Annotated in this window: 16 protein-coding genes and 1 pseudogene; 13 read left to right on the forward strand and 4 right to left on the reverse strand. The window is 57.7% G+C overall.

Annotated features, from left to right (window positions below):
• Nucleotide 1 precedes the first annotated feature (1 nt).
• On the forward strand, nt 2–1,405 hold the full coding sequence (locus tag A6013_RS12500) for a YfcC family protein (RefSeq protein WP_045259604.1): 1,404 nt from the start codon (nt 2–4) through the stop codon (nt 1,403–1,405).
• Nucleotides 1,406–1,485: 80 nt separating this feature from the next.
• Nucleotides 1,486–1,965 (forward strand): arginine repressor, encoded by a 480-nt coding sequence (locus A6013_RS12505; RefSeq protein WP_028015317.1) that lies wholly within the window; start codon nt 1,486–1,488, stop codon nt 1,963–1,965.
• A 3-nt stretch (nt 1,966–1,968) separates the two neighbouring features.
• Here the strand turns inward: A6013_RS12505 and A6013_RS26810 are convergent.
• Nucleotides 1,969–2,086: pseudogene (locus A6013_RS26810) on the reverse strand (hypothetical protein).
• On the opposite strand from A6013_RS26810, the gene A6013_RS25240 reads away from it, so the two are divergent.
• The 5 genes from A6013_RS25240 (at nt 2,066) to gbpA (ending at nt 5,662) form a co-directional block, all read left to right on the forward strand.
• Nucleotides 2,066–2,170, forward strand: coding sequence for a pyrBI operon leader peptide (locus A6013_RS25240; protein WP_022646880.1), 105 nt, complete (start codon nt 2,066–2,068; stop codon nt 2,168–2,170). The pseudogene A6013_RS26810 and the gene A6013_RS25240 overlap by 21 nt on opposite strands.
• Nucleotides 2,171–2,204: 34 nt before the next feature.
• Complete coding sequence (gene pyrB / locus A6013_RS12510) at nt 2,205–3,137, forward strand: aspartate carbamoyltransferase (protein WP_028015316.1); 933 nt, start codon at nt 2,205–2,207, stop codon at nt 3,135–3,137.
• A 12-nt stretch (nt 3,138–3,149) separates the two neighbouring features.
• Nucleotides 3,150–3,611 carry an aspartate carbamoyltransferase regulatory subunit gene (pyrI, locus tag A6013_RS12515; protein ID WP_069733177.1) on the forward strand — a complete coding sequence of 154 codons (462 nt, stop codon included), beginning with the start codon at nt 3,150–3,152 and terminating at the stop codon, nt 3,609–3,611.
• A gap of 73 nt (nt 3,612–3,684) precedes the next feature.
• Entirely contained in the window at nt 3,685–4,071 is a 387-nt protein-coding gene (gene ridA / locus A6013_RS12520; protein ID WP_003863373.1) for a 2-iminobutanoate/2-iminopropanoate deaminase, read from the forward strand.
• Between the two features lie 139 nt (nt 4,072–4,210).
• Complete coding sequence (gbpA, locus tag A6013_RS12525; protein WP_069733178.1) at nt 4,211–5,662, forward strand: N-acetylglucosamine-binding protein GbpA; 1,452 nt, start codon at nt 4,211–4,213, stop codon at nt 5,660–5,662.
• Between the two features lie 85 nt (nt 5,663–5,747).
• Here gbpA and A6013_RS12530 read toward each other — a convergent pair whose 3' ends face one another.
• The gene (locus A6013_RS12530; protein WP_069733179.1) at nt 5,748–8,132 is read right to left on the reverse strand and encodes a beta-N-acetylhexosaminidase; all 2,385 of its coding nucleotides are present in this window, start codon (nt 8,130–8,132) and stop codon (nt 5,748–5,750) included.
• Nucleotides 8,133–8,310: 178 nt separating this feature from the next.
• A complete protein-coding gene (mgtA, locus tag A6013_RS12535; protein ID WP_045259608.1) occupies nt 8,311–11,019 on the reverse strand; it encodes a magnesium-translocating P-type ATPase in 2,709 nt (902 codons plus the stop codon).
• A 390-nt stretch (nt 11,020–11,409) separates the two neighbouring features.
• On the opposite strand from mgtA, the gene treR reads away from it, so the two are divergent.
• The 4 genes from treR (at nt 11,410) to A6013_RS12555 (ending at nt 16,492) form a co-directional block, all read left to right on the forward strand.
• The gene (gene treR, locus A6013_RS12540) at nt 11,410–12,357 is read left to right on the forward strand and encodes a trehalose operon repressor TreR (protein WP_028015312.1); all 948 of its coding nucleotides are present in this window, start codon (nt 11,410–11,412) and stop codon (nt 12,355–12,357) included.
• A gap of 127 nt (nt 12,358–12,484) precedes the next feature.
• Entirely contained in the window at nt 12,485–13,903 is a 1,419-nt protein-coding gene (gene treB, locus A6013_RS12545; RefSeq protein WP_028015311.1) for a PTS trehalose transporter subunit IIBC, read from the forward strand.
• 51 nt (nt 13,904–13,954) lie between these two features.
• Complete coding sequence (gene treC, locus A6013_RS12550) at nt 13,955–15,610, forward strand: alpha,alpha-phosphotrehalase (RefSeq protein WP_069733180.1); 1,656 nt, start codon at nt 13,955–13,957, stop codon at nt 15,608–15,610.
• Between the two features lie 135 nt (nt 15,611–15,745).
• Nucleotides 15,746–16,492, forward strand: a complete 747-nt coding sequence (locus A6013_RS12555) for an oligogalacturonate-specific porin KdgM family protein (RefSeq protein WP_069733214.1) — start codon at nt 15,746–15,748, stop codon at nt 16,490–16,492.
• An 8-nt stretch (nt 16,493–16,500) separates the two neighbouring features.
• On the opposite strand, the gene A6013_RS12560 is transcribed toward A6013_RS12555, so the two are convergent.
• Entirely contained in the window at nt 16,501–17,160 is a 660-nt protein-coding gene (locus tag A6013_RS12560; protein ID WP_069733181.1) for a MurR/RpiR family transcriptional regulator, read from the reverse strand.
• 179 nt (nt 17,161–17,339) lie between these two features.
• Here A6013_RS12560 and A6013_RS12565 point away from each other — a divergent pair, with 179 nt between their 5' ends.
• Both A6013_RS12565 and A6013_RS12570 read left to right on the forward strand, forming a co-directional pair.
• On the forward strand, nt 17,340–18,737 hold the full coding sequence (locus A6013_RS12565) for a PTS fructose transporter subunit IIC (RefSeq protein WP_072058717.1): 1,398 nt from the start codon (nt 17,340–17,342) through the stop codon (nt 18,735–18,737).
• Between the two features lie 10 nt (nt 18,738–18,747).
• Nucleotides 18,748–21,345: a glycoside hydrolase family 38 C-terminal domain-containing protein gene (locus A6013_RS12570; protein ID WP_069733182.1), complete on the forward strand. Its 2,598-nt coding sequence runs from the start codon at nt 18,748–18,750 to the stop codon at nt 21,343–21,345.

Consider the following 21,345-nt stretch of genomic DNA (forward strand, 5'->3'; position numbering starts at 1 on the left):
CATGGGCAAGTTCAAGTTTCCCTCCGCTTACACCATTCTCTTTTTTCTGATTGCCGTGGTTGCCGTGCTGACGTGGATTGTTCCGGCCGGGCAGTACCATATGGCGATGAACGAGGCGCTCGGCAAAGAGGTGCCGGTTGCCGGCACCTATGCGCACGTGGCATCGCACCCGCAGGGGCTGGTGTCGGTGCTGATGGCCCCGATTGCCGGACTGTACGATCCGGAGTCCGGCCAGGCCGGGGCGATCGACGTCGCGCTGTTTATCCTGATCATCGGGGGATTTCTCGGGATCGTCACCAAAACCGGGGCAATTGACGCCGGGATCGAGCGCGTCACCACTAAGCTGCGCGGGCGCGAAGAGTGGATGATCCCGATCCTGATGGCGCTGTTTGCCGCAGGCGGCACGATTTACGGCATGGCCGAAGAGTCGCTGCCCTTCTATACCTTACTGGTGCCGGTGATGCTGGCGGCGCGGTTCGATCCGGTGGTTGCCGCGTCCACCGTACTGCTCGGGGCGGGGATCGGCACGCTCGGATCCACCATTAACCCGTTCGCGACGGTGATCGCCGCCAACGCCGCCGGGATCCCCTTCACCAATGGGATCATGCTGCGCATCGCGCTGCTGGTCATCGGCTGGATCATCTGCGTGGCGTGGGTGATGCGCTATGCCCGTAAGGTGCGCAAAGATCCGTCGCTGTCGATCGTGGCGGATAAACAGGAAGAGAACCTCGCCCACTTCCTCGGCAACAAGGGCGAGCAGTCGCTGGAATTTACCCCGGTGCGCAAACTCATCCTGGTGATTTTCGCCCTCGCCTTCGCGGTGATGATCTACGGCGTGGCGGTGCTGGGTTGGTGGATGGCGGAGATCTCGGCGGTGTTCCTCGCCAGCGCCATTATCGTTGGGCTTATCGCCCGCATGAGCGAAGAGGAGCTGACGTCGACGTTTATCAACGGCGCGCGAGATTTGCTGGGCGTCGCGCTGATTATCGGCATCGCGCGCGGTATCGTAGTGATTATGGATAAGGGCATGATTACCCACACCATTTTGCACAGCGCCGAGGGGATGGTCACCGGATTGTCGACGGTGGCGTTCATTAACGTGATGTACTGGCTGGAGGTGGTGCTGTCGTTTCTTGTGCCTTCTTCGTCCGGCCTGGCCGTTCTGACGATGCCGATCATGGCGCCCCTTGCCGATTTCGCTAACGTCAACCGCGACCTGGTGGTTACGGCTTACCAGTCGGCGTCCGGCATCGTTAACCTTATCACCCCCACCTCTGCCGTCGTGATGGGCGGGCTGGCTATCGCCCGCGTGCCCTACGTGCGTTATCTGAAATGGGTCGCGCCGCTGCTGGGGATTTTGACGGTGGTGATTATGGTGGCGTTAAGCCTGGGCGCGTTGTTGTGATTTGCCGGATGGCGCTGCGCTTATCCGGCCTACGGATCGGTGCGGTGCCACCGGTTATTTCGGGAACTGATATGGGAACTATGATGGATTACGAAGAGTACTCTCCCAAAGAGCAACTACAGCTAACGGTCTGCCAGCGTCTGATCGCGGAAAAGAGCTATCTCTCTCAGGAAGAGATCCGCCGCGACTTGCAGGAGCGGGGTTTTGAGACCATCAGCCAGTCCACCGTTTCACGTCTGCTCAAGCTGCTTGGCGTCATAAAAATTCGCAATGCCAAAGGGCTAAAGATTTATTCGCTGAATCCCCAGCTGCGCCCTGCCCCCGACGCCGCGCGTACCGTCTCCGAAATGGTGGTAAGCGTGGAGCACAATAGCGAATTTATCCTTATTCATACCGTTGCCGGATATGGCCGCGCGGTGGCGCGTATTCTGGATTATCACCAGTTACCGGAAATTTTAGGCGTGGTGGCGGGAAGCAGTATCGTCTGGGTCGCGCCCCGGGTGGTGAAGCGTACCGCGCTGGTGCACAAGCAAATTAATTATTTACTCAGAATGCATTAATATTCATAAAGAACCGTTTGCATTGAGTAAAGCGTGCATTAAATCGCTTGATCCCAAAAACGAGCTGCGTATAATGCCCGACAATTTGCCGGGAGGAAGCATGGTCAAGCGTGTACGACATAACGTCTTACCGCGTCTGAAATCAGACGCTGGCCTGCCGTTTTTCTTCCCGTTGCTAAACCTATTCCCAGAGCCCCTCATTTGAGGGGCTTTTTTTTGCCCGGCGTCAGGAGATAAACATGAATCCGCTTTATCAAAAACACATCATTTCCATAAACGACCTCAGCCGCGAAGAGCTGGAACTGGTTCTGGAAACCGCGGCAAAACTGAAGGCCAATCCGCAGCCAGAGCTGCTGAAGCACAAGGTGATCGCGAGCTGTTTCTTTGAAGCCTCGACGCGCACCCGCCTCTCCTTTGAAACCTCCATGCACCGCCTGGGCGCGAGCGTGGTGGGCTTCTCGGACAGCAGCAACACGTCGCTGGGCAAAAAAGGCGAAACCCTGGCGGATACCATTTCAGTGATCAGCACCTACGTGGACGCGATTGTGATGCGCCACCCGCAGGAGGGCGCGGCGCGTCTGGCCACCGAGTTTTCCGGCGGCATTCCGGTGTTGAACGCCGGTGACGGTGCCAACCAGCATCCGACGCAGACCCTGCTGGACCTGTTCACCATTCAGGAGACGCAGGGCACGCTTGAAAACCTGAACATCGCCATGGTCGGCGACCTGAAGTACGGCCGCACCGTCCACTCCCTGACCCAGGCGCTGGCGAAATTTAGCGGCAACCGCTTCTTCTTCATCGCCCCGGACGCGCTGGCGATGCCGCAGTACATCCTCGACATGCTGGACGAGAAAGGCATTACGTGGAGCCTGCACGCCAGCATCGAAGAGGTGGTGGGCAACGTGGATATTCTCTATATGACCCGCGTGCAGAAAGAGCGTCTGGATCCGTCCGAATACGCCAACGTGAAGGCGCAGTTCGTGCTGCGCGCCAGCGATCTCGACGGCGCACGCGACAACATGAAGGTGCTGCACCCGCTGCCGCGCATCGATGAGATTGCCACCGACGTGGATAAAACGCCGCACGCCTGGTACTTCCAGCAGGCCGGAAACGGCATCTTCGCTCGCCAGGCGTTACTGGCACTGGTACTGAATCGCGAATTAGCTCTGTAAGGGGAGACGACCATGACACACGATAACAAACTCCAGGTTGAAGCCATCAAGCGTGGCACCGTGATTGACCACATCCCTGCGCAGGTGGGCTTTAAGCTGCTGACGCTGTTCAAACTGACCGAAACCGACCAGCGCATCACCATCGGCCTGAACCTGCCGTCCGGCGAAATGGGCCGTAAAGATCTGATCAAGATCGAGAACACCTTCCTGACCGACGAGCAGGTCAACCAGCTGTCGCTGTACGCGCCGGACGCCACGATTAACCGCATCGACGATTACGACGTGGTGGGCAAATCCCGCCCGAGCCTGCCGGAGCGTATCGAAAGCGTGCTGGTCTGCCCGAACAGCAACTGCATCAGCCATGCCGAGCCGGTTTCCTCCAGCTTTGCAGTGAAAAAGCGCGCCAATGACATCGCACTCAAATGCAAATACTGCGAAAAAGAGTTTTCCCATTATGTGGTGCTGGCCAACTAATTGAGGTTGGTAATGAAATCCCGGCTGTTATAATGGCCGGGAACATTCTTAACGCTGTAATTCTGGAGAAAAAATGAGCAAAGTACTCGCGACGGAAAATGCACCAGCGGCTATCGGCCCATACGTTCAGGGCGTTGATCTGGGCAGCATGATCATCACCTCTGGCCAGATCCCGGTAAACCCGAAAACCGGTGAAGTACCGGCCGACGTGGCGGCGCAGGCGCGTCAGTCGCTGGAAAACGTGCAGGCGATCGTTGAATCTGCGGGCCTGAAAGTGGGTGATATCGTCAAAACGACGGTGTTCGTGAAAGATCTGAACGACTTCGCCACCGTTAACGCCACTTACGAAGCGTTCTTCACCGAGCACAACGCCACCTTCCCGGCGCGCTCCTGCGTGGAAGTGGCGCGTCTGCCAAAAGACGTGAAAATTGAAATTGAAGCGATCGCCGTACGTCGTTAATACATTTCAATAAACAGAAGGCAGCTCGGGCTGCCTTTTTTATTTCGGTTATTTTTACTCTCCGGGTAAAATGACACAGAGCCAGATCCATTATTAGACTCTCCCTCGCCTAGTAATATTCTCTAATAATGGATGAGTAATGAAACTTTCAAAAATTGCACTTGCCCTCGCAACAGTGACCGTTGCATCTTCGGCATTTGCTCACGGATATATTGAATCTCCTGCCAGCCGCGCCTATATGTGTAAGCTGGGTCAAAATATTGATTGCGGCTCCGTACAGTATGAACCGCAGAGCGTAGAGAAAACCTCCGGCTTCCCGACCGGGGCAGAGCCAGCAGACGGACACCTCGCCAGCGCGGGTATCTCTCAATATTCTCAGCTGGATAAGCAGAGCCTGAATGCGTGGACTAAAAACCCGATGACCGCGGGCCCGCATGAATTTGTCTGGCACCATACTGCGCCGCACAAAACTACCAACTGGCGTTATTACATTACCAAACAAAACTGGGATCCAAATAAACCGCTAACTCGCGATCAGTTTGAATTAACCCCGTTCTGTACAATTAACGGAAATAGCCAGGCGCCAGCCGTAACTAAATCCATGACCTGTAATGTTCCTGAACGCACAGGTTATCAGGTAATTTACGGCGTATGGGAAATTGCAGATACCACAAACAGCTTCTATCAGGCTATCGACGTTGATTTCGGGAATGGCGGCAACGTTACCCCGGACGAAACACCTGCGGTTGTGTCCGAGTGGAGCAAAACCCTGAGCGGCCAGATTGCCGGTAATAACCTGAACGTGGGCGATAAAGTTATCGCACGCTTCTTCGACGCCCACGGCGAAGTGACCGCCATGCGCACCGAGATGACCATCGGCTCTGCTGAACAAGGCGACGCTAACCAGTGGTCCTACGATCTGGCGCAGAAGATCAACACCGCGCAGCACGACGTGCGCGTCGGCGTGAAGGATGAAGCCGGTGACGTCAGCCCGGTTCACGGCGCCAACAGCGTCTTCGTGAAAGACGGCAGCACCTTACAGTCCGTTGCTATCTCTTATGAAGAGCAGAAAGCGCAGGTGAGCGAAACCATCGCCGTTACCGATCTGCAATACAGCAAAATCGAACATGGCAACGCGACCGTGACCTTCCACGTGAATACGCAGGGTGACGTGAATTTTGAAGCACACGTGATGAACCACCACGGTGCGGAAAAAGGCTACCTGAAGCAGGACATGAACAACAGCAATCAGGACGTCACCATGACCCTGACCGACGTGACCGCCGGTCACCACATGCTGAAATACTACGCGACCAATAAAGACGGCACCCTGTTCGCGCAGGACGTCCTGAACCTGATGCTGGAAGGCGATGCCGCTGCGGATAGCACCGGCCACCACGACTTTACCTTCCCGGACAATATCGCGTCGTACAAGGCAGGTACCGTGGTGCTTCAGCCTAAAGACGGTAAGACCTACGAATGTAAGCCATTCCCGTACAGCGGCTTCTGCGTGCAGTACAGCCCAACCGCAAACCAGTATGAGCCAGGCGTTGGCGCACACTGGAAAGAGGCGTGGGTTCTGAAGAACTGAGTGGCCTTTACGCCCGGCGGCACTGCGTTTGCCGGGCCTACACACCACGTAGGCCCGGTAAGCGCAGCGCCACCGGGCATGTGTGTTACTGATTTCGCGTGGCGCGTAGCAGCGTCTCCAGCGGATAGACCGCCGCAATCACCACCTCATCCTGCACCTTCGCCGCGCTGTCCAGCTCGCTCTGGATCGACGCGATCTCTTTGTCGTCCAGCGTCCCCTGACGCGCCACCAGATCCGTCAGCCTCAGGCCAATCGAGGCCAGCTTATCCACCTCCAGAATGACCGGCTTAATGGCCTTCAGCTGATAGCTGTTTTCGCTCAAGGCCAGCACGTCGCTGGTGTTGTTCTGCCAGCGGTTAAAGACGTGGCGCAGCGCCTCGGCGCTCTCCGTGTCTTCCGCGTCGCTCACCAGGCGGTCCGCCCACTTGTGCATCTGGCGCACGGTGGCGCTTTCGGCGTTCAACGCATCTGCAAGTCTGTTAAGCGGCTCAAACTGATGGTAGTTTCCGGCCTGGAACTTCAGGTGCTGGCGGGTGTAATACTGGGCCGGCTCGAGCGCCTGAGCGAGGATTTGCAGCGGCAGGGTGTCGGCACTGTTAGCGAGGCGCGTGAACTGCACCTGCTGCTGGGTATGCTGCTGCAGCCCGACGGACACCGTCGACCAGCTGTCCATCGCCTGCAGGCGGGTATACATATTATCGACGTCGTTGACATCCTGCGCGGACCACAGCCGCTCCGCCACCGCAAAGGCGCGCGGCCACAGGCGGATGTCCAGCACCGGCGCGACCACGTTTTCCGCCCACAGCGCGGCTTCGCCGCCGAGCAGGTTGGCCTGATTCGCCACGTCCGGCACGACCGGAGGGGTACCTTTCGGCACGTCGTCCAGACGCGTGCCGCTAATCGGGTAGCGGGTGTTTCCCACCAGGAAATAGCCGGTGAGTTTGTCGTTATCAACGTTGACCACCGGGCGCGTTTCACCCATCCAGGTGTCGACGGTAAAGGTCACCTGGTTGTCGTCGCGCCACTGAATGTTATTCACCGCCCGACGCGATTTCCCGGCAAAATCAATAAATCCGCGCCAGCCGGCGTCGCCTTTCACCAGCGTAAAACTTCCCTCTACCGGCTTGCCCTTCAGGCGCGGCATGGAGAAAGCCCAGCTCTGAACGCTGTCGGTGTCCGCTATCACGTCCACGCCATTCAGCCCCTGCGGCACGATTTCGTTGCGGTAGTGATAGGCGGTGGACTGGGGCTGGTCGAGGTAGAAGCCGGTTGAGAGAATGCCCTTATAGCCGTTCTGCGCCACCTGCCCCAGCGCGTCCTGTCCCTGCCAGGACTGGATCAGAATGCTTTTCGGCAGATCGGGATGGTAGATCTCATCCCAGCCGACCATCTGCCGGTGGTGCTTCTCAAGGATCGTCTCCAGCTTGCGGTTGAAATACGCCTGCAGCGCGTGGTTGTCCGCCAGTTTGTTGTCGCGCATAAATCTCTGGATCGCCGCGTTTGCCTTCCACTGGCTGTCGTCCACCTCATCGCCGCCGATATGCAGATACGGATCGGGGAAGATCGCCGCCAGTTCGCTGACCATCGCGTCGGCGAAGGTGTAGGTCGCCTCTTTGGTGGGATCCAGCACAGGCTTTAGTACGCCCCAGTGGCGCTCCATAGCGTACGGCCCCGGCGCGCTCATCAGCTCTGGATAGGCGACGGCAATCGCTGAGGCGTGGCCCGGCATATCGATTTCCGGCACCACGCGTATGCCGCGTTCGGCTGCGTAACGCACAATCTCACGCATCTGCTCAGGGGTGTAGAACAGCCCGTCGCTGGCAAGCTGGGTTAATTTTGGATAACGCTTCGAGGTAAAGCGCCAGCCCTGATCGTCAGTCAGATGCCAGTGCAGGACGTTGAGCTTGGCCGCAGCCATGCCGTCGATCTGACGCTTGATATCGGGTAACGGGATGAAATGGCGCGCCGAATCGAGCAGCAGCCCGCGCCACGGGAAGCGCGGCGAATCTTCGATGGTAACCCACGGAATCGAGGTGTTTTCGGCACCGTTCTGCATCAGCTGGAGCAAGGTTTCCATTGCGCGCAATGCGCCAAAGCGGGTGTTAGCGGAGATGTTCACGCCGTTGGCATCCACTATGAGTTTGTAGCTCTCATCGCTGTCCGGCAGCGGCTGCGGCTTCACCTTTTTAGCGATGGCGATACGGATGGTCGGCTTGTCAGGTTTTTCGGCCTGTGGCTGTAGCGTCCAGCCGGTTTGCAGCGCAATGCGCTGGCGCAGGCGGTTGACCGCGTCCCCCAGATCGTCGCCGCTGACGCTCACGGAGAGTTGATTGTTAAGCACCAGCGCGCCCTGCGTCGTCGGGCGTTCAACCTTCGCAGGCCAGGGCATCAGGGGAAGGTCGCCTGCCGGCGCGGCAAAAGCGGAGGCGCCGAGCATAAGCCCGGCGGTTAAGAGACTGTACCGTAACATGAATGTTCCTTATCTGACGGGCCAAATACAGGCAAAACATTCTGTTAACATGCGTACAAATTGTCGTCAAGCGAATGCGCCGACGGAGATCACAGGTTGTTGAATTTGGGAGGAAAGCCAGATGCCGGGTGGCGGCTTCGCCTTACCCGGCCTACGTTTGGATTGTGGCAAAATGAGCTTACTGCCACCCATATCGACGCGCATAGAATCCTTTCACCATCTGCGTCAGCACCATATAGCCCGCAAGGATCGCCACTAGCCACGGGAAGTAGCTCAGCGGCAGCGCCTGAAGTTGCAGGTAACCTGCAAGAGGCGAGAACGGCAGCGCAATCCCGAGCGCCATCACAATGCCCGTCATCACAATCAGCGGCCACGCGGCACGGCTCTGGATGAACGGAATGCGGCGCGTGCGGATCATATGCACAATCAGCGTCTGGGACAGCAGACCTACCACGAACCAGCCGGACTGGAACAGCGTCTGGTGTTCCGGGGTGTTGGCGTGGAACACAAACCACATCAGGCAGAAGGTCAGAATGTCGAAGATGGAGCTGATCGGCCCAAAGAACAGCATGAAGCGGCCCAGATCGGCGGGGTTCCAGCGCTGCGGCTTCTGGATCTGCTCGTCGTCAACGTTATCAAACGGGATCGCTACCTGAGAGACATCGTACATCAGGTTCTGGATCAGCAGGTGCAGCGGCAGCATCGGCAGGAACGGCAGAAACGCGCTCGCCACCAGCACGCTGAAGACGTTACCGAAGTTGGAGCTGGCGGTCATTTTGATGTATTTGAGCATGTTGGCGAAGGTACGACGCCCTTCAATGACGCCCTCCTCCAGCACCATCAGGCTCTTTTCCAGCAGGATGATATCCGCCGCTTCACGGGCGATATCCACCGCGCCGTCCACGGAGATGCCAATGTCCGCCGCACGCAGCGCGGGCGCATCGTTGATGCCGTCGCCCATAAAGCCCACCACGTGCCCTTCACGACGCAGCAGCGTCACAATGCGCTCTTTGTGCATCGGCGTCAGGCGGGCAAACAGCGTCGTGCGCTGGGCAAGCTGCGCCAGTTCGTCGTCGGTGAGGTGCTCAATGTCGCTCCCCACCACCACGTCGCCTGCGTCCAGCCCCACTTCGTGACACACTTTGGCCGCCACCAGCTCGCTGTCACCGGTGAGAATTTTGACGGTGATGCCGCTCGCCTTCAGCGCCTTCAGCGCCGGTGCGGTGGTCTCTTTCGGCGGATCGAGGAATGCGATGTAACCCTCGAGGATCAAATCGGATTCGTCGATACGCTGATAGTCCCCCTCCCGCGCGGGCAGGAATTTGCTCGCCACCGCCACCACGCGCAGCCCCTGACGGTTCAGGTTGTCGGTGACGCGCTTGATGCGGCGCAGCATGGTGTCGTCCAGCGGCACGATCTCCCCGTTATGGCGCACCTGCGTGGAGACGTTCAGGATCTCCTGCAGCGCGCCTTTGCAGATCAGCTGGTGCACGTCCGGCTGCTCGCTGACCACCACCGACATGCGGCGGCGCTCGAAGTCGAACGGGATTTCGTCCACCTTCTGCCAGCGGCCGGAGAGCGTACGGGCGGCCTCCTCGTCCACGCCTTCCAGCACCGCCACGTCGAGCAGGTTTTTCAGCCCGGTCTGGTAGTGGCTGTTCAGCCACGCGCTGTGGAGCACGCGCTCGCTGGTTTTACCGGCGATGTCGGTGTGGTTCTCCAGCACGATTTTATCCTGCGTCAGGGTGCCGGTTTTATCGGTGCAGAGAATGTCCATCGCGCCAAAGTTCTGAATAGCGTCGAGGTGTTTGACGATCACCTTTTGTTTAGAGAGTTTGACCGCCCCGCGCGCCAGCGTGGAGGTGACGATCATCGGCAGCATTTCCGGCGTCAGGCCAACGGCCACGGAGAGCGCAAACAGCGCCGCCTCCCACCAGTCGCCCTTGGTGTAGCCGTTGATCAGCAGGACAATCGGCGTCATGACCATCATAAAGCGGATCAGCAGCATGCTGACGCGGCCAATCCCTTTCTGGAACGCGTTCGGCTCGCTCTCCTGCTCGCTGACGCGCCCGGCAAGCTGTCCAAACCAGGTATTGCCGCCGGTGGCGGTGACAATTGCCTGCGCCGTGCCGCTGACCACCGTGGTGCCCATAAAGCACAGGGTGTCGCACTCGAGCGGGTTCATCTGCTGCGGGTCGCGGCTGCGCGATACCTTCTCAACGGGCAGGGACTCGCCGGTCAGGGAGGCCTGCGCCACGAACAGATCCCGCGCCTGGATGATGCGTAAATCCGCCGGGATCATGTCTCCCGCCGCCAGCTTCACCAGGTCGCCCGGCACCAGCTGGTCAATGGGCAGTTCCACCCAGGCGTTTTCGCCGAGGTCGTTAATCACGCGCGAGACGGTCGCGGTGTTGCTGACCATCGCCTTCAGGGCGTCTGCCGCTTTGGTGGAGCGGGCTTCCTGAATGAAGTTCAGCAGCGTAGAGATACCCACCATCAGGGCAATCACGCCCGCGGCAAAGAGATCTTCCGTCGCGTAAGAGATGATGCCGAGCACGGTCAGCAGCAGGTTGAACGGGTTGCGGTAGCAGAGCCACAGGTGCACCCACCACGGAGAGGGCTTCTGCGCCGGGATCTGGTTATCGCCGTGCACGGCGCGGATTTTTTCCACTTCAGACGCGTTCAGCCCTTCCGGATGGCCGCCAAAGGCGCGCCAGACTTCGTTTTCATCCATCGCCGCCACGTTCAGGCAGCGTTCGGTCAGGGACGCCGGGATCGCCGCTCCCGCCATGTTTTTGGCATTGGGCAGCGGATCGCGCTGAACAAGACGGTGTGGCAGATGGCGGCTCAGCAGCGCCTGCAGCTGCCGGGTGATATTTTTAAACATAGACATTCCTCCGCATCCGCCAGGCGGACGCAGCATTCCCTTCAGGCGTGGCAAAGCCGTACCTGTCAGGCACTCAATTTTTCAAGCAGGAACGTTTGGGACGTTGCTGCCTCACATTACCGGTGAGACAGCAAAAGCTGGCTTACCGGAAAGAACAAATTCTCCCGTTCAGGAGAGGTGCGGGATCGGGATCCATAAAGCCTCCGGTAAGTAAAAAAACAGGGTGTCGCCGCGCAGTATAAAGATTTAAGCGTACCCTTTGTGACGATTCGGGCGGTATTATACGCGCCTGCAAATAAACAGTACGTAAACCAGACTTTGCCCATAGCGAAATCGCGCTATAGCATTAGGCTCAATTGACCATTTTGTCGTTGTTACAGGGAAAACAGCATGCAGAACCGCCTTACAATTAAAGACATCGCGCGTTTAAGCGGCGTGGGGAAATCAACCGTCTCACGCGTGCTGAACAACGAAAGCGGCGTCAGCGAACGCACCCGCGAGCGCGTTGAGGCGGTCATGAATCAGCACGGTTTTTCCCCTTCCCGCTCCGCGCGCGCTATGCGCGGGCAGAGCGATAAAGTGGTTGCGATCATCGTTTCGCGTCTGGATTCCCTCTCCGAAAACCTCGCCGTTCAGACCATGCTGCCTGCCTTCTACGAGCAGGGCTATGATCCGATCATGATGGAGAGCCAGTTCTCGCCACAGCTGGTGGAAGAACATCTCGGCATGCTCCAGCGCCGTAACATTGACGGCGTGGTGCTGTTTGGTTTTACCGGCATTGACGAGGAGATGCTGAAACACTGGCAGCCGTCGCTGGTGCTGCTGGCGCGCGATGCCCACGGTTTTGCCTCCGTCTGTTATGACGATGAGGGGGCGATTATCACCCTGATGCAGCGCCTGTACGAAGAAGGCCACCGCCACATCAGCTATCTGGGCGTGCCGCACGCGGACGTTACCACCGGCAAGCGCCGCCACGAGGCCTATCTGGCCTTTTGCAAAAAGCACAATCTCCCTGCCGTGGCCTCCCTGCCGGGGCTGGGCATGAAGCAGGGCTACGAGCAGGTCGCCAGCGTCCTGACGCCGCAGACCACCGCGCTGGTGTGCGCCACGGACACCCTTGCGCTGGGTGCCAGCAAGTATCTGCAGGAGCAGCGCATTGATAACCTGCAGGTGGCGAGCGTCGGCAGCACGCCGCTGATGAAGTTCCTGCACCCTGAAATTATCACCGTCGATCCGGGCTACGCCGAGTCCGGCAGACAGGCCGCCGCGCAGCTGATCGAGCAGATCAACGGGCGGAGCGAGCCGCGCCAGATCGTTATTCCTGCCCGTCTCTCATAACCCCCCTGAATCGTTTATTGTGATCTTCGCCCGATTTCGGGAACGTTCCCATTTTCGCCGTCACGCTGAAGGAGTAGGCTTGCGCTCAGGTCATTACCCCCCTCAACATCTGTCATGAGGTTTCATGATGAGTAAAGTCAAACAAGCAGATATCGATCGGCTGATCGTCCTGGTCGGCGGCCGCGAGAACATCGCCACCGTCAGCCATTGCATTACCCGCCTGCGCTTCGTGCTGAACGATCCGGCCAGGGCCAACCCGAAGGCGATTGAAGAGCTTTCCATGGTGAAAGGCTGCTTCACCAACGCCGGACAGTTCCAGGTGGTGATTGGTACCGAAGTGGGCGATTACTATCAGGCTCTGCTGGCGACCACCGGACACTCTTCTGCCGATAAAGAGCAGGCGAAGAAGGCGGCGCGCCAGAATATGAAGTGGCACGAGCAGCTGATTTCCCACTTTGCAGAAATCTTCTTCCCGCTGCTGCCGGCGCTGATCAGCGGGGGCTTAATTTTGGGCTTCCGTAACGTCATCGGCGATGTGCCAATGAGCGACGGTAAAACCCTGGCGCAGATGTACCCGGCGCTGCAAAGCATCTATGACTTCCTGTGGCTGATTGGCGAGGCGATTTTCTTCTATCTGCCGGTGGGGATTTGCTGGTCCGCGGTGCGCAAGATGGGCGGTACGCCAATTCTCGGTATCGTACTGGGCGTCACGCTGGTCTCTCCGCAGTTAATGAACGCTTACTTACTTGGTCAGCAGGTGCCGGAAGTGTGGAACTTCGGCCTGTTTACCATCGCCAAGGTGGGCTATCAGGCGCAGGTCATTCCGGCCCTGCTGGCGGGTCTGGCGCTGGGCTTTATTGAGACGCGTCTGAAGCGCATCGTGCCGGATTACCTCTACCTGGTGGTGGTGCCGGTCTGCTCGCTGATCCTGGCCGTCTTCCTGGCGCACGCTTTTATCGGTCCGTTTGGCCGCATGATCGGCGACGGCGTGGCCTTCGCGGTGCGTCATCTGATGACCGGCAGTTTCGCGCCAATCGGTGCCGCGCTGTTTGGCTTCCTGTATGCCCCGCTGGTGATCACCGGCGTGCACCAGACCACGCTGGCCATCGATATGCAGATGATCCAGAGCCTCGGCGGTACCCCGGTCTGGCCGATTATCGCCCTCTCTAACATCGCACAGGCCTCTGCGGTGACCGGCATCATTATCGTTAGCCGTAAGCACAACGAGCGTGAGATCTCCGTTCCGGCGGCCATCTCCGCCTATCTCGGCGTCACCGAACCGGCGATGTACGGCATCAACCTGAAGTACCGCTTCCCGATGCTCTGCGCGATGATCGGCTCCGGCCTGGCGGGCCTGCTGTGCGGCCTGAACGGCGTGATGGCGAACGGGATTGGCGTCGGCGGCCTGCCGGGGATCCTCTCCATCCAGCCTACTTTCTGGCAAGTGTTTGCCCTGGCCATGGCGGTGGCGATTATCGTCCCCATGGCGCTCACCACCGTGGTTTACCAGCGTAAGTTCCGTCAGGGCACGCTGCAGATTGTTTAACTTCATCTTTCGGGGCGCAGTTGCGCCCCTTCGCATTTGCAGGAACGCATTATGAATACCCTTCCTCACTGGTGGCAGAACGGCGTCATCTACCAGATTTACCCAAAGAGTTTTCAGGACACCACCGGCAGCGGCACCGGCGATCTGCGCGGCGTGACGCAGCGGCTGGATTACCTGAAAACCCTCGGCATCGACGCCATCTGGCTGACGCCGTTTTATATTTCCCCGCAGGTGGATAACGGCTACGACGTGGCGAATTACACCGCCATCGACCCGTCCTTTGGCACGCTGGATGACTTTGACGAGCTGGTTGCCGAAGCGCACGAACGCGGCATTCGCATCGTGCTGGATATGGTGTTTAACCATACCTCCACGCAGCACGCCTGGTTCCGCGAGTCGCTGAACAAAGCGAGCCCGTACCGCCAGTTCTACATCTGGCGCGACGGCACGCCGGAGCAGCTCCCCAACAACTGGCGCTCCAAGTTTGGCGGCAACGCCTGGCGCTGGCACGCCGAGAGCGAGCAGTATTATCTTCACCTTTTCGCGCCCGAGCAGGCAGATCTCAACTGGGAAAACCCGGCGGTGCGCGCCGAGCTGAAAAAGGTATGCGAGTTCTGGGCCGATCGCGGCGTGGACGGCTTGCGTCTGGACGTGATTAACCTCATCTCTAAAGATCAGGATTTCCCGGACGACACCATTGGCGACGGTCGCCGCTTCTACACTGACGGCCCGCGCATCCACGAATATCTCCAGGAGATGAGCCGCGACGTCTTCACCCCGCGCAACCTGATGACGGTGGGCGAGATGTCGTCAACCTCGCTGGAGAACTGCCAGCAGTACGCGTCGCTCGACGGGCGCGAGCTGTCGATGACCTTTAACTTCCACCACCTGAAGGTGGACTACCCCGGCGGCGAAAAGTGGACGAAGGCAAAGCCGGACTTTGTGGCGCTGAAAACCCTCTTCCGTCACTGGCAGCAGGGCATGCACAACAAAGCCTGGAACGCGCTGTTCTGGTGTAACCACGACCAGCCGCGCATCGTGTCGCGCTTTGGCGACGAAGGGGAATACCGCGTTCACGCTGCAAAGATGCTCGGCATGGTGCTGCACGGCATGCAGGGCACGCCGTATATCTACCAGGGTGAAGAGCTGGGCATGACCAACCCGCACTTCAGCCGCATCACCGACTACCGCGACGTGGAAAGCCTGAACATGTTCGCCGAACTGCGGGCCAATGGCCGTGAGCCGGATGAATTACTGGCGATTCTGGCGAGTAAATCCCGCGATAACGGGCGAACCCCAATGCAGTGGGACGCGTCGCACAATGCGGGCTTTACCGAGGGCGAGCCGTGGATTGGGGTCTGCGATAACTATGAAACCGTGAATGCCCGTACGGCGCTGGACGACCCGGATTCAGTGTTCTACACCTATCAGTCGCTGATTCGTCTGCGCAAAACCCTCCCGGTGCTGACGTGGGGAGATTATGAAGATCTCCTGCCGGAACACCCTTCCCTGTGGTGCTATCGCCGCCAGTGGCAGAGCCAGACGCTGATGGTGGTGGCGAACCTGAGCCGAGAGCGCCAGCAGTGGCAGCCGGACCCGGTACAGGACGCATGGCAGGTCGCACTCAGCAACTATGAGGACGTTCCCTCTCGTCCCGATACGCTGCAACTGCGCCCATTTGAAGCCATCTGGTGGGTGCAGGAATAAACGTCATGAGATACAGCATGCTGTATCTCCTTTTTTATGTTTAGCGATACGCTAAATGTACGACGATAACTTTTACATCACGGCGTACCGAAAATAAAAATAGTCCTGCCAATTAAATAACCTCGGCAGGACATGATGAAAAAGACAATTATTAAAGTAACGTGTATTAGCGCATTATTATTGAGCACACAGGGATGGTGCGGAAATACGTCCGTCGACCTTCGCTTTGGCCATAATACGCACTCTGACGTAAATGATTCTCGTATTAAGGTTATGCATCAGGCGGATAACGGTTTTTACTTCTCCGTTGAAGCCGCACAAAACCATAACGACACCTTTTTTGGTGATACCGACCGAAATAATCCCGATGACAAAGGATTAACGGAGGCGGCACAGGAGATTGAAACGCGCTGGCGCTTCAATCTGGGCAATGGCTTTGCCGTTGCGCCTGGCATGGTGACGGTTTTCACCCCCAGTAATACCCACTATCGCCCCTTCATTCAGGGCTGGAAAGTGTTTGATAACGGTCTGAATCTTTCCGCCCGTTACCGTTATAACACCATCAATGACGCGCACAGCGACAAAGAACTCGACGGCAGCGGCTATACCCGCCGTCAGTCACACCAGTTCGACATTTGGTTCGCGTACAACATTGGCAAATTCGGTATGTCCTACAACCCGCGCTTCCGCTGGCAGGATAATGTCGATCAGGGAACCGGGGATGATACCTACTGGGAGCATACCGTTGCGTTCAACTACCAACTCGACGATGGCTGGACGCCTTACGTCGAGCTGGTGTCACTGGATAAAACCTATATCAACAATGACGGCAACCATGAAAATGATTATGCCGTACGTCTGGGGATAGTGAAGCAGCTCTGACGGCCTGACTACACCGTATCGTGCTGCAGCAGCCTGCAGCCGATACGGTCCACGGCGCTTAACAGTTCAAGCTGTCCCTCCCGCTGATACAGCGATACCGCGTTAATGTCGATCGATAACGGCCAGCATAGCGTTGAGATCGACGCCAGCGTCGCCCCCTGACGGGTAATTGCAATAATCTTTAGGCCCTTGCGCAGCGCGTTTCGCGCCATTTCTATCAGCGACTGTGTCTCCCCGGATTTGCTGATCAGCACCAGCGTCCCCTTCGATACCCGTGTCAGCTGGTGCATGTCATTCAAAATAAGATGCGGCAGGCTCGCCAGCGATAAAAAGCGCGACAGGTAGTTGAGGCTGGTAAGCGAGGCGCCGCGTGCGTACAGATAGATATGGCTGGAATGGATGAGCAGCCTGGACACCTCCGCCACAATGTCGTCCGCGTGCGGACCCGCGTCGGGCACTGCAGGCGCAGTGGTAAAATGATCGCGTAAAAAACGATACCGAAGTTCGGTATAGCTTTTATACCCCATTTTTTTACACACACGATTCACGGATGTTGTCGTTGTAAAGGTATCACGGGCAATCTCTTTTGCCGAAATATTAGAAATATTACACGCGTGATGCTGAATGTATTCAAATATCAAGCGTTCACTTCCCTGGAATGAATTCATATATTACACCCTGTTTAATCCCGGCATGATATTAACACAACAGAGAAATAGTCTCTGGAAGGCGCTTCACACATTGCATTTACGCGTATCACGATACGTAATTAGTATTAGCAAACGTTAAAAACTGTTTTAGGTTCTCTTTATACTTTCCCTGTTTTCACATCCAGGGAATTATGACAATGACGAAACAGAAAGTTGTCGCGGTAACGGCCTGCCCGACGGGCATTGCACATACCTTTATGGCGGCGAATAAAATTATTGCATGGGCTAAAGAGCACAATATTGAGGTTAAGGTCGAAACGCAGGGCAGCGACGGCGTTAAAAACCGCTTAACGAAGCAGGATATTGCCTCCGCCACGGCCATTATTCTGGCAACCGACGTCCCCATTCAGGATGCCGAGCGCTTTGAAAACATTCCCCACCTTCAGACCCGCACGCAAGAGCTGATCAAGCATACCGATCGCTATCTGCGTCAGGCGCTTGCCATGGAAAAAAACGTCACGACTGTCGTACATGAAGACGAACTCCAGCCTTCGGCTTACCAGATTTTTATTGGCCATATCATGGCGGCCATCAGCTATATGCTGCCGGTGGTGGTCATGGGCGGGCTGATGATGGCAACGGCCAAAATTACCGGCCAGTTTATTAACATCGACCATTCGCCGTTCAGCGTGCTGGATAAAGTGGGCTTTATGACCATTAAGTTCATGTATCCGGTTTTCGCCATGTATCTGGCGTTTTCCATTGCCGGCAAACCGGCGCTGATCCCCGGACTTATCGGCGGCATCATGTCAGACGAGGTCTATAAGCGCTTCTTTGATATCGAAGGCTTTATGCCGTCCGGCTTTTTCGGCGCGATCGGCATTGGCTTTTTTGTGGGCTATCTGGTGCGCTGGCTGAATGATTCCATTCACGTCCGCCAGCAGCTCACGACCATCAAGACCATGCTGGTCGTCCCGCTCATCACCGGCATTACGCTGGTGATGGTCATGGAATATTTGATTAACCCGATTTTCGGCTCGCTTAACCAGCTGATGGTGGTCTTTTTTACCTCGGCAGGTGACACCGGGCGCGGATTCTATTCCGCGATGATCGCCGCAGGCACCGCGTTCGACCTGGGCGGCCCGGTCAACAAGGCGGCAGGCTCAGTCGCGCTCGGCCTGAATGGCATGAGCGAAACGTTTGATCTCACCGCCCGCGAACTCTCCATCGTGATCCCCTCTATTGGCGTCGGCTTTGCCGCGTTCCTCAACGGCCGCTTTGGATTACCGGATGTTTTTAGCCGGGAAGAGAAAACCGTTGGCAGCACCTCGTTGCTGCTGGGCGTGATTGGGATCTCCGAAGGCGCGATCCCGTTCATCCTGAAAAACCCACGTCTGATCCCGGTGTTCATGACCGGTGCCGTCGCCGGCGCGCTGGTCGCCATTGCACTCGGCGTGAAGCAGACGCTGCCGCTGCCGGCCATCTGGGGCTGGCCGCTGGCAACCAACGTGGCGGGCTACCTGGCGAGCGTCTTTATTGGCGCACTGATTTGCGCCCTGGGCGTGCTTTACGTCAGCCCAAAGAACGCCAGCTAAGGGGAAGGTCATGAATCAGATCCACGTCATTGCCCATACGCACTGGGATCAGGAGTGGTATTTCACCCGTCAGGACAGCATGGTGCTGGCGTCATATAACTTTGCGGACGTCATCGACACGCTGGAGCACGACCCGGCTTACAGCTGCTATCACCTTGATGGACAGATGGCGGTGGTAGAGGACTTTCTCGCCATCAATCCCGAGTATCGCACCAGGCTGGAGACGCTGGTCAGAGCGAAAAGGATTTTTGTGGGGCCGTGGTATACCCAGACGGACACCTACAACGTGCATGGCGAATCCATTATCCGCAACCTCAAATACGGCATCTTTTCTGCCCGGACGCTGGGGCACGCCATGCAGGTTGGGTATCTTCCGGATACCTTCGGCCACAATGCGCAGATGCCCACGATTTTGCAGGGCTGCAATATCGACAATATCGTCTTCTGGCGCGGCATCGATCACGACAGACAGGCGAAAAGCAGCCAGTTCCTCTGGCGCGCGCCGTCAGGGGCGACCGTTATCGCCTGCGCGATGGCGCTCGGTTATGGCGCGGCTAAAAACATCTCTTCAGACGCGAGCCATTTGCAGGGAAAAATCTATCCGATGGTCAATCTCCTGCGCTCGCGGGCCGGAATAAATGACCTGCTGCTGCCCTGCGGCGGCGATCAGGTCAGCATCGACCCGGCGCTGCCGAAAATCCTGCAGGTCGCCAGCGCACGCTCCCCGGATGAGGACCGGTACGTCATCAGTTCGCTGGAGCGCTACGTCGACATTCTGCGCGCGCAGCGTGAGCAGTTTGAACGCTGGGAAGGAGAGCTGAAATCGCCGCGCTACACCCGCATCCATAAAACGATCGGCTCCGTGCGCTACGACATTAAAAAGAAAAATGATGCAGTTGAGCAGTTCATCCTGCGGCAGCTGGAGCCGACAATCGCCATGGCGCGTCATCAGGCGCTCCCGGTCAACCTCTCGGTGGTCGATACGCTCTGGAAGAAGCTGTTGCGAAGCCATGCCCATGACTCCATCGGCGGCTGTAACAGCGATGCCACCAACCGCGATATTTTGCATCGACTGGAGCAAACCGAACAGCTGTGCCACAGCCTGTGGAACCTGGTGGTAAAAACGCTGGCCGCCGGCTGCGCTCGGGAAGGCGATCTGCTGATTTTTAACCCGCTGGCCACGCAAACGCAGCGCGTGGTGAAAACCACTCTCTATAGCCGCGCTGAAAATATCGCCCTGACGTATCAGGGGCAGGCTATCCCCTTCGACGTCCTGAAAAGAGACGTGTTGCCCGGCGGAACGGCGATCTCCCTTAACGCCGAAGGCGAGTGTGAAACGCCCCTTCCCCCTTATTACCGCTGGCACGTTGCTGTGAAAACACCGGTTCTGCCGCCGGTCGGCTATCTCAGCGTTAACGTTGAAGATGACCCGGCGCCTTTCCGGCAGCCTGAACAGACAACGGGCAGCGAGATAGAGAATGCACAGTATCGATTAACGCTGGACGACGGAACGCTAACCCTGCACGACAAACGCAGCGGCAGATGCATCCCCTCGTTCTTTACCCTTGAAGACTGTGCAGATGCGGGCGACAGCTACGATTTCTCACCGCTTGCGGGCGATACGCCGACGCGATGCGACCATTTCACGCTCGTCGGCTGCCTGAAAACGCCGCTTGTCGAAAAGCTGATCGTTGAAGCCACCCTGCTTCTTCCGCCAGATCTCGCCGGACGCCAGGATACTGCCCGAACGCCGTTATCCATTCGTCTGGAGTGCACATTACGCGAAGACGATCCGAACCTGTACATCGAGGCTTCGCTGGAAAACAACCACTGCGATCACCGGCTACGTTTACTGATCGGCAGCGATATTCGCACCCGTCACGCTATCGCCTCCCAGCCCTTCGCGATAATCCAGCGCGATACGGGGTGTGAGAGTGAAAACTGGCAGGAGCGCTATCGCGAGATGCCCGTGGATATCGAAACCACCGAAGGCATTATTGCTGTCGCGGAAGCGGGCAAAGCGCTGGTGGTGAATAGTCGCGGTATGAAGGAATTTCAGATTATCGGCAGCGAACCCGCGACGATTGCCCTGACGTTATTTAAAGCGACGGGCGTGCTCGGGCGCAACGATCTCGACTGGCGACCGGGCCGGGCGTCCGGCATTAATAATACGGTGGTTGAGACCCCCGACGCCCAGTTACTGAAACCGCTGCACTTTTCATTTACCGTCGCGCTGGCCGACAACGCCGACCATCTCACGCTTCGCCAGCTGGAAAACCAGGCTGCGGGACAGCCTTTCACCTATCAGCGGCAAACGCTACATACGCTCGATCACCGCCTTGAACGCTTTGCGTTGCGTCTGCCCGAGCATCAGCTTCCGGCACAATTTTCATTATTGACCCTGCCGGAGCCGCTAGTCCTTTCTGCCATGCCCCATGCGCAACGGTCGAATGGCACCGTCGTCCGGGTGTTTAACGCCGGGACGCAACCGGTTCCCGTCCCGGAAAGTCTGGCGGGGCTACGTCAGATCAACTATCTGGAAGAGCCTGTGCCGCCGGTAACGGCAATCCCCCCTTTCGCAACCTGCGATTTTTTGATGGAGGCTTAA

It is taken from the genome of Enterobacter sp. IF2SW-B1 (assembly GCF_001743375.1).
In the GTDB taxonomy this organism is placed as follows: domain Bacteria; phylum Pseudomonadota; class Gammaproteobacteria; order Enterobacterales; family Enterobacteriaceae; genus Enterobacter; species Enterobacter bugandensis.

What these genes read in the sequence shown, in the direction of transcription:
- A6013_RS12500 (WP_045259604.1), top strand. Translation starts at nt 2, where the DNA reads ATGGGCAAGTTCAAGTTTCCCTCCGCTTACACCATTCTCTTTTTTCTG.
- A6013_RS12505 (WP_028015317.1), top strand. Translation starts at nt 1,486, where the DNA reads ATGATGGATTACGAAGAGTACTCTCCCAAAGAGCAACTACAGCTAACG.
- A6013_RS25240 (WP_022646880.1), top strand. Translation starts at nt 2,066, where the DNA reads ATGGTCAAGCGTGTACGACATAACGTCTTACCGCGTCTGAAATCAGAC.
- pyrB (WP_028015316.1), top strand. Translation starts at nt 2,205, where the DNA reads ATGAATCCGCTTTATCAAAAACACATCATTTCCATAAACGACCTCAGC.
- pyrI (WP_069733177.1), top strand. Translation starts at nt 3,150, where the DNA reads ATGACACACGATAACAAACTCCAGGTTGAAGCCATCAAGCGTGGCACC.
- ridA (WP_003863373.1), top strand. Translation starts at nt 3,685, where the DNA reads ATGAGCAAAGTACTCGCGACGGAAAATGCACCAGCGGCTATCGGCCCA.
- gbpA (WP_069733178.1), top strand. Translation starts at nt 4,211, where the DNA reads ATGAAACTTTCAAAAATTGCACTTGCCCTCGCAACAGTGACCGTTGCA.
- A6013_RS12530 (WP_069733179.1), bottom strand. Translation starts at nt 8,132, where the DNA reads ATGTTACGGTACAGTCTCTTAACCGCCGGGCTTATGCTCGGCGCCTCC.
- mgtA (WP_045259608.1), bottom strand. Translation starts at nt 11,019, where the DNA reads ATGTTTAAAAATATCACCCGGCAGCTGCAGGCGCTGCTGAGCCGCCAT.
- treR (WP_028015312.1), top strand. Translation starts at nt 11,410, where the DNA reads ATGCAGAACCGCCTTACAATTAAAGACATCGCGCGTTTAAGCGGCGTG.
- treB (WP_028015311.1), top strand. Translation starts at nt 12,485, where the DNA reads ATGAGTAAAGTCAAACAAGCAGATATCGATCGGCTGATCGTCCTGGTC.
- treC (WP_069733180.1), top strand. Translation starts at nt 13,955, where the DNA reads ATGAATACCCTTCCTCACTGGTGGCAGAACGGCGTCATCTACCAGATT.
- A6013_RS12555 (WP_069733214.1), top strand. Translation starts at nt 15,746, where the DNA reads ATGAAAAAGACAATTATTAAAGTAACGTGTATTAGCGCATTATTATTG.
- A6013_RS12560 (WP_069733181.1), bottom strand. Translation starts at nt 17,160, where the DNA reads ATGAATTCATTCCAGGGAAGTGAACGCTTGATATTTGAATACATTCAG.
- A6013_RS12565 (WP_072058717.1), top strand. Translation starts at nt 17,340, where the DNA reads ATGACGAAACAGAAAGTTGTCGCGGTAACGGCCTGCCCGACGGGCATT.
- A6013_RS12570 (WP_069733182.1), top strand. Translation starts at nt 18,748, where the DNA reads ATGAATCAGATCCACGTCATTGCCCATACGCACTGGGATCAGGAGTGG.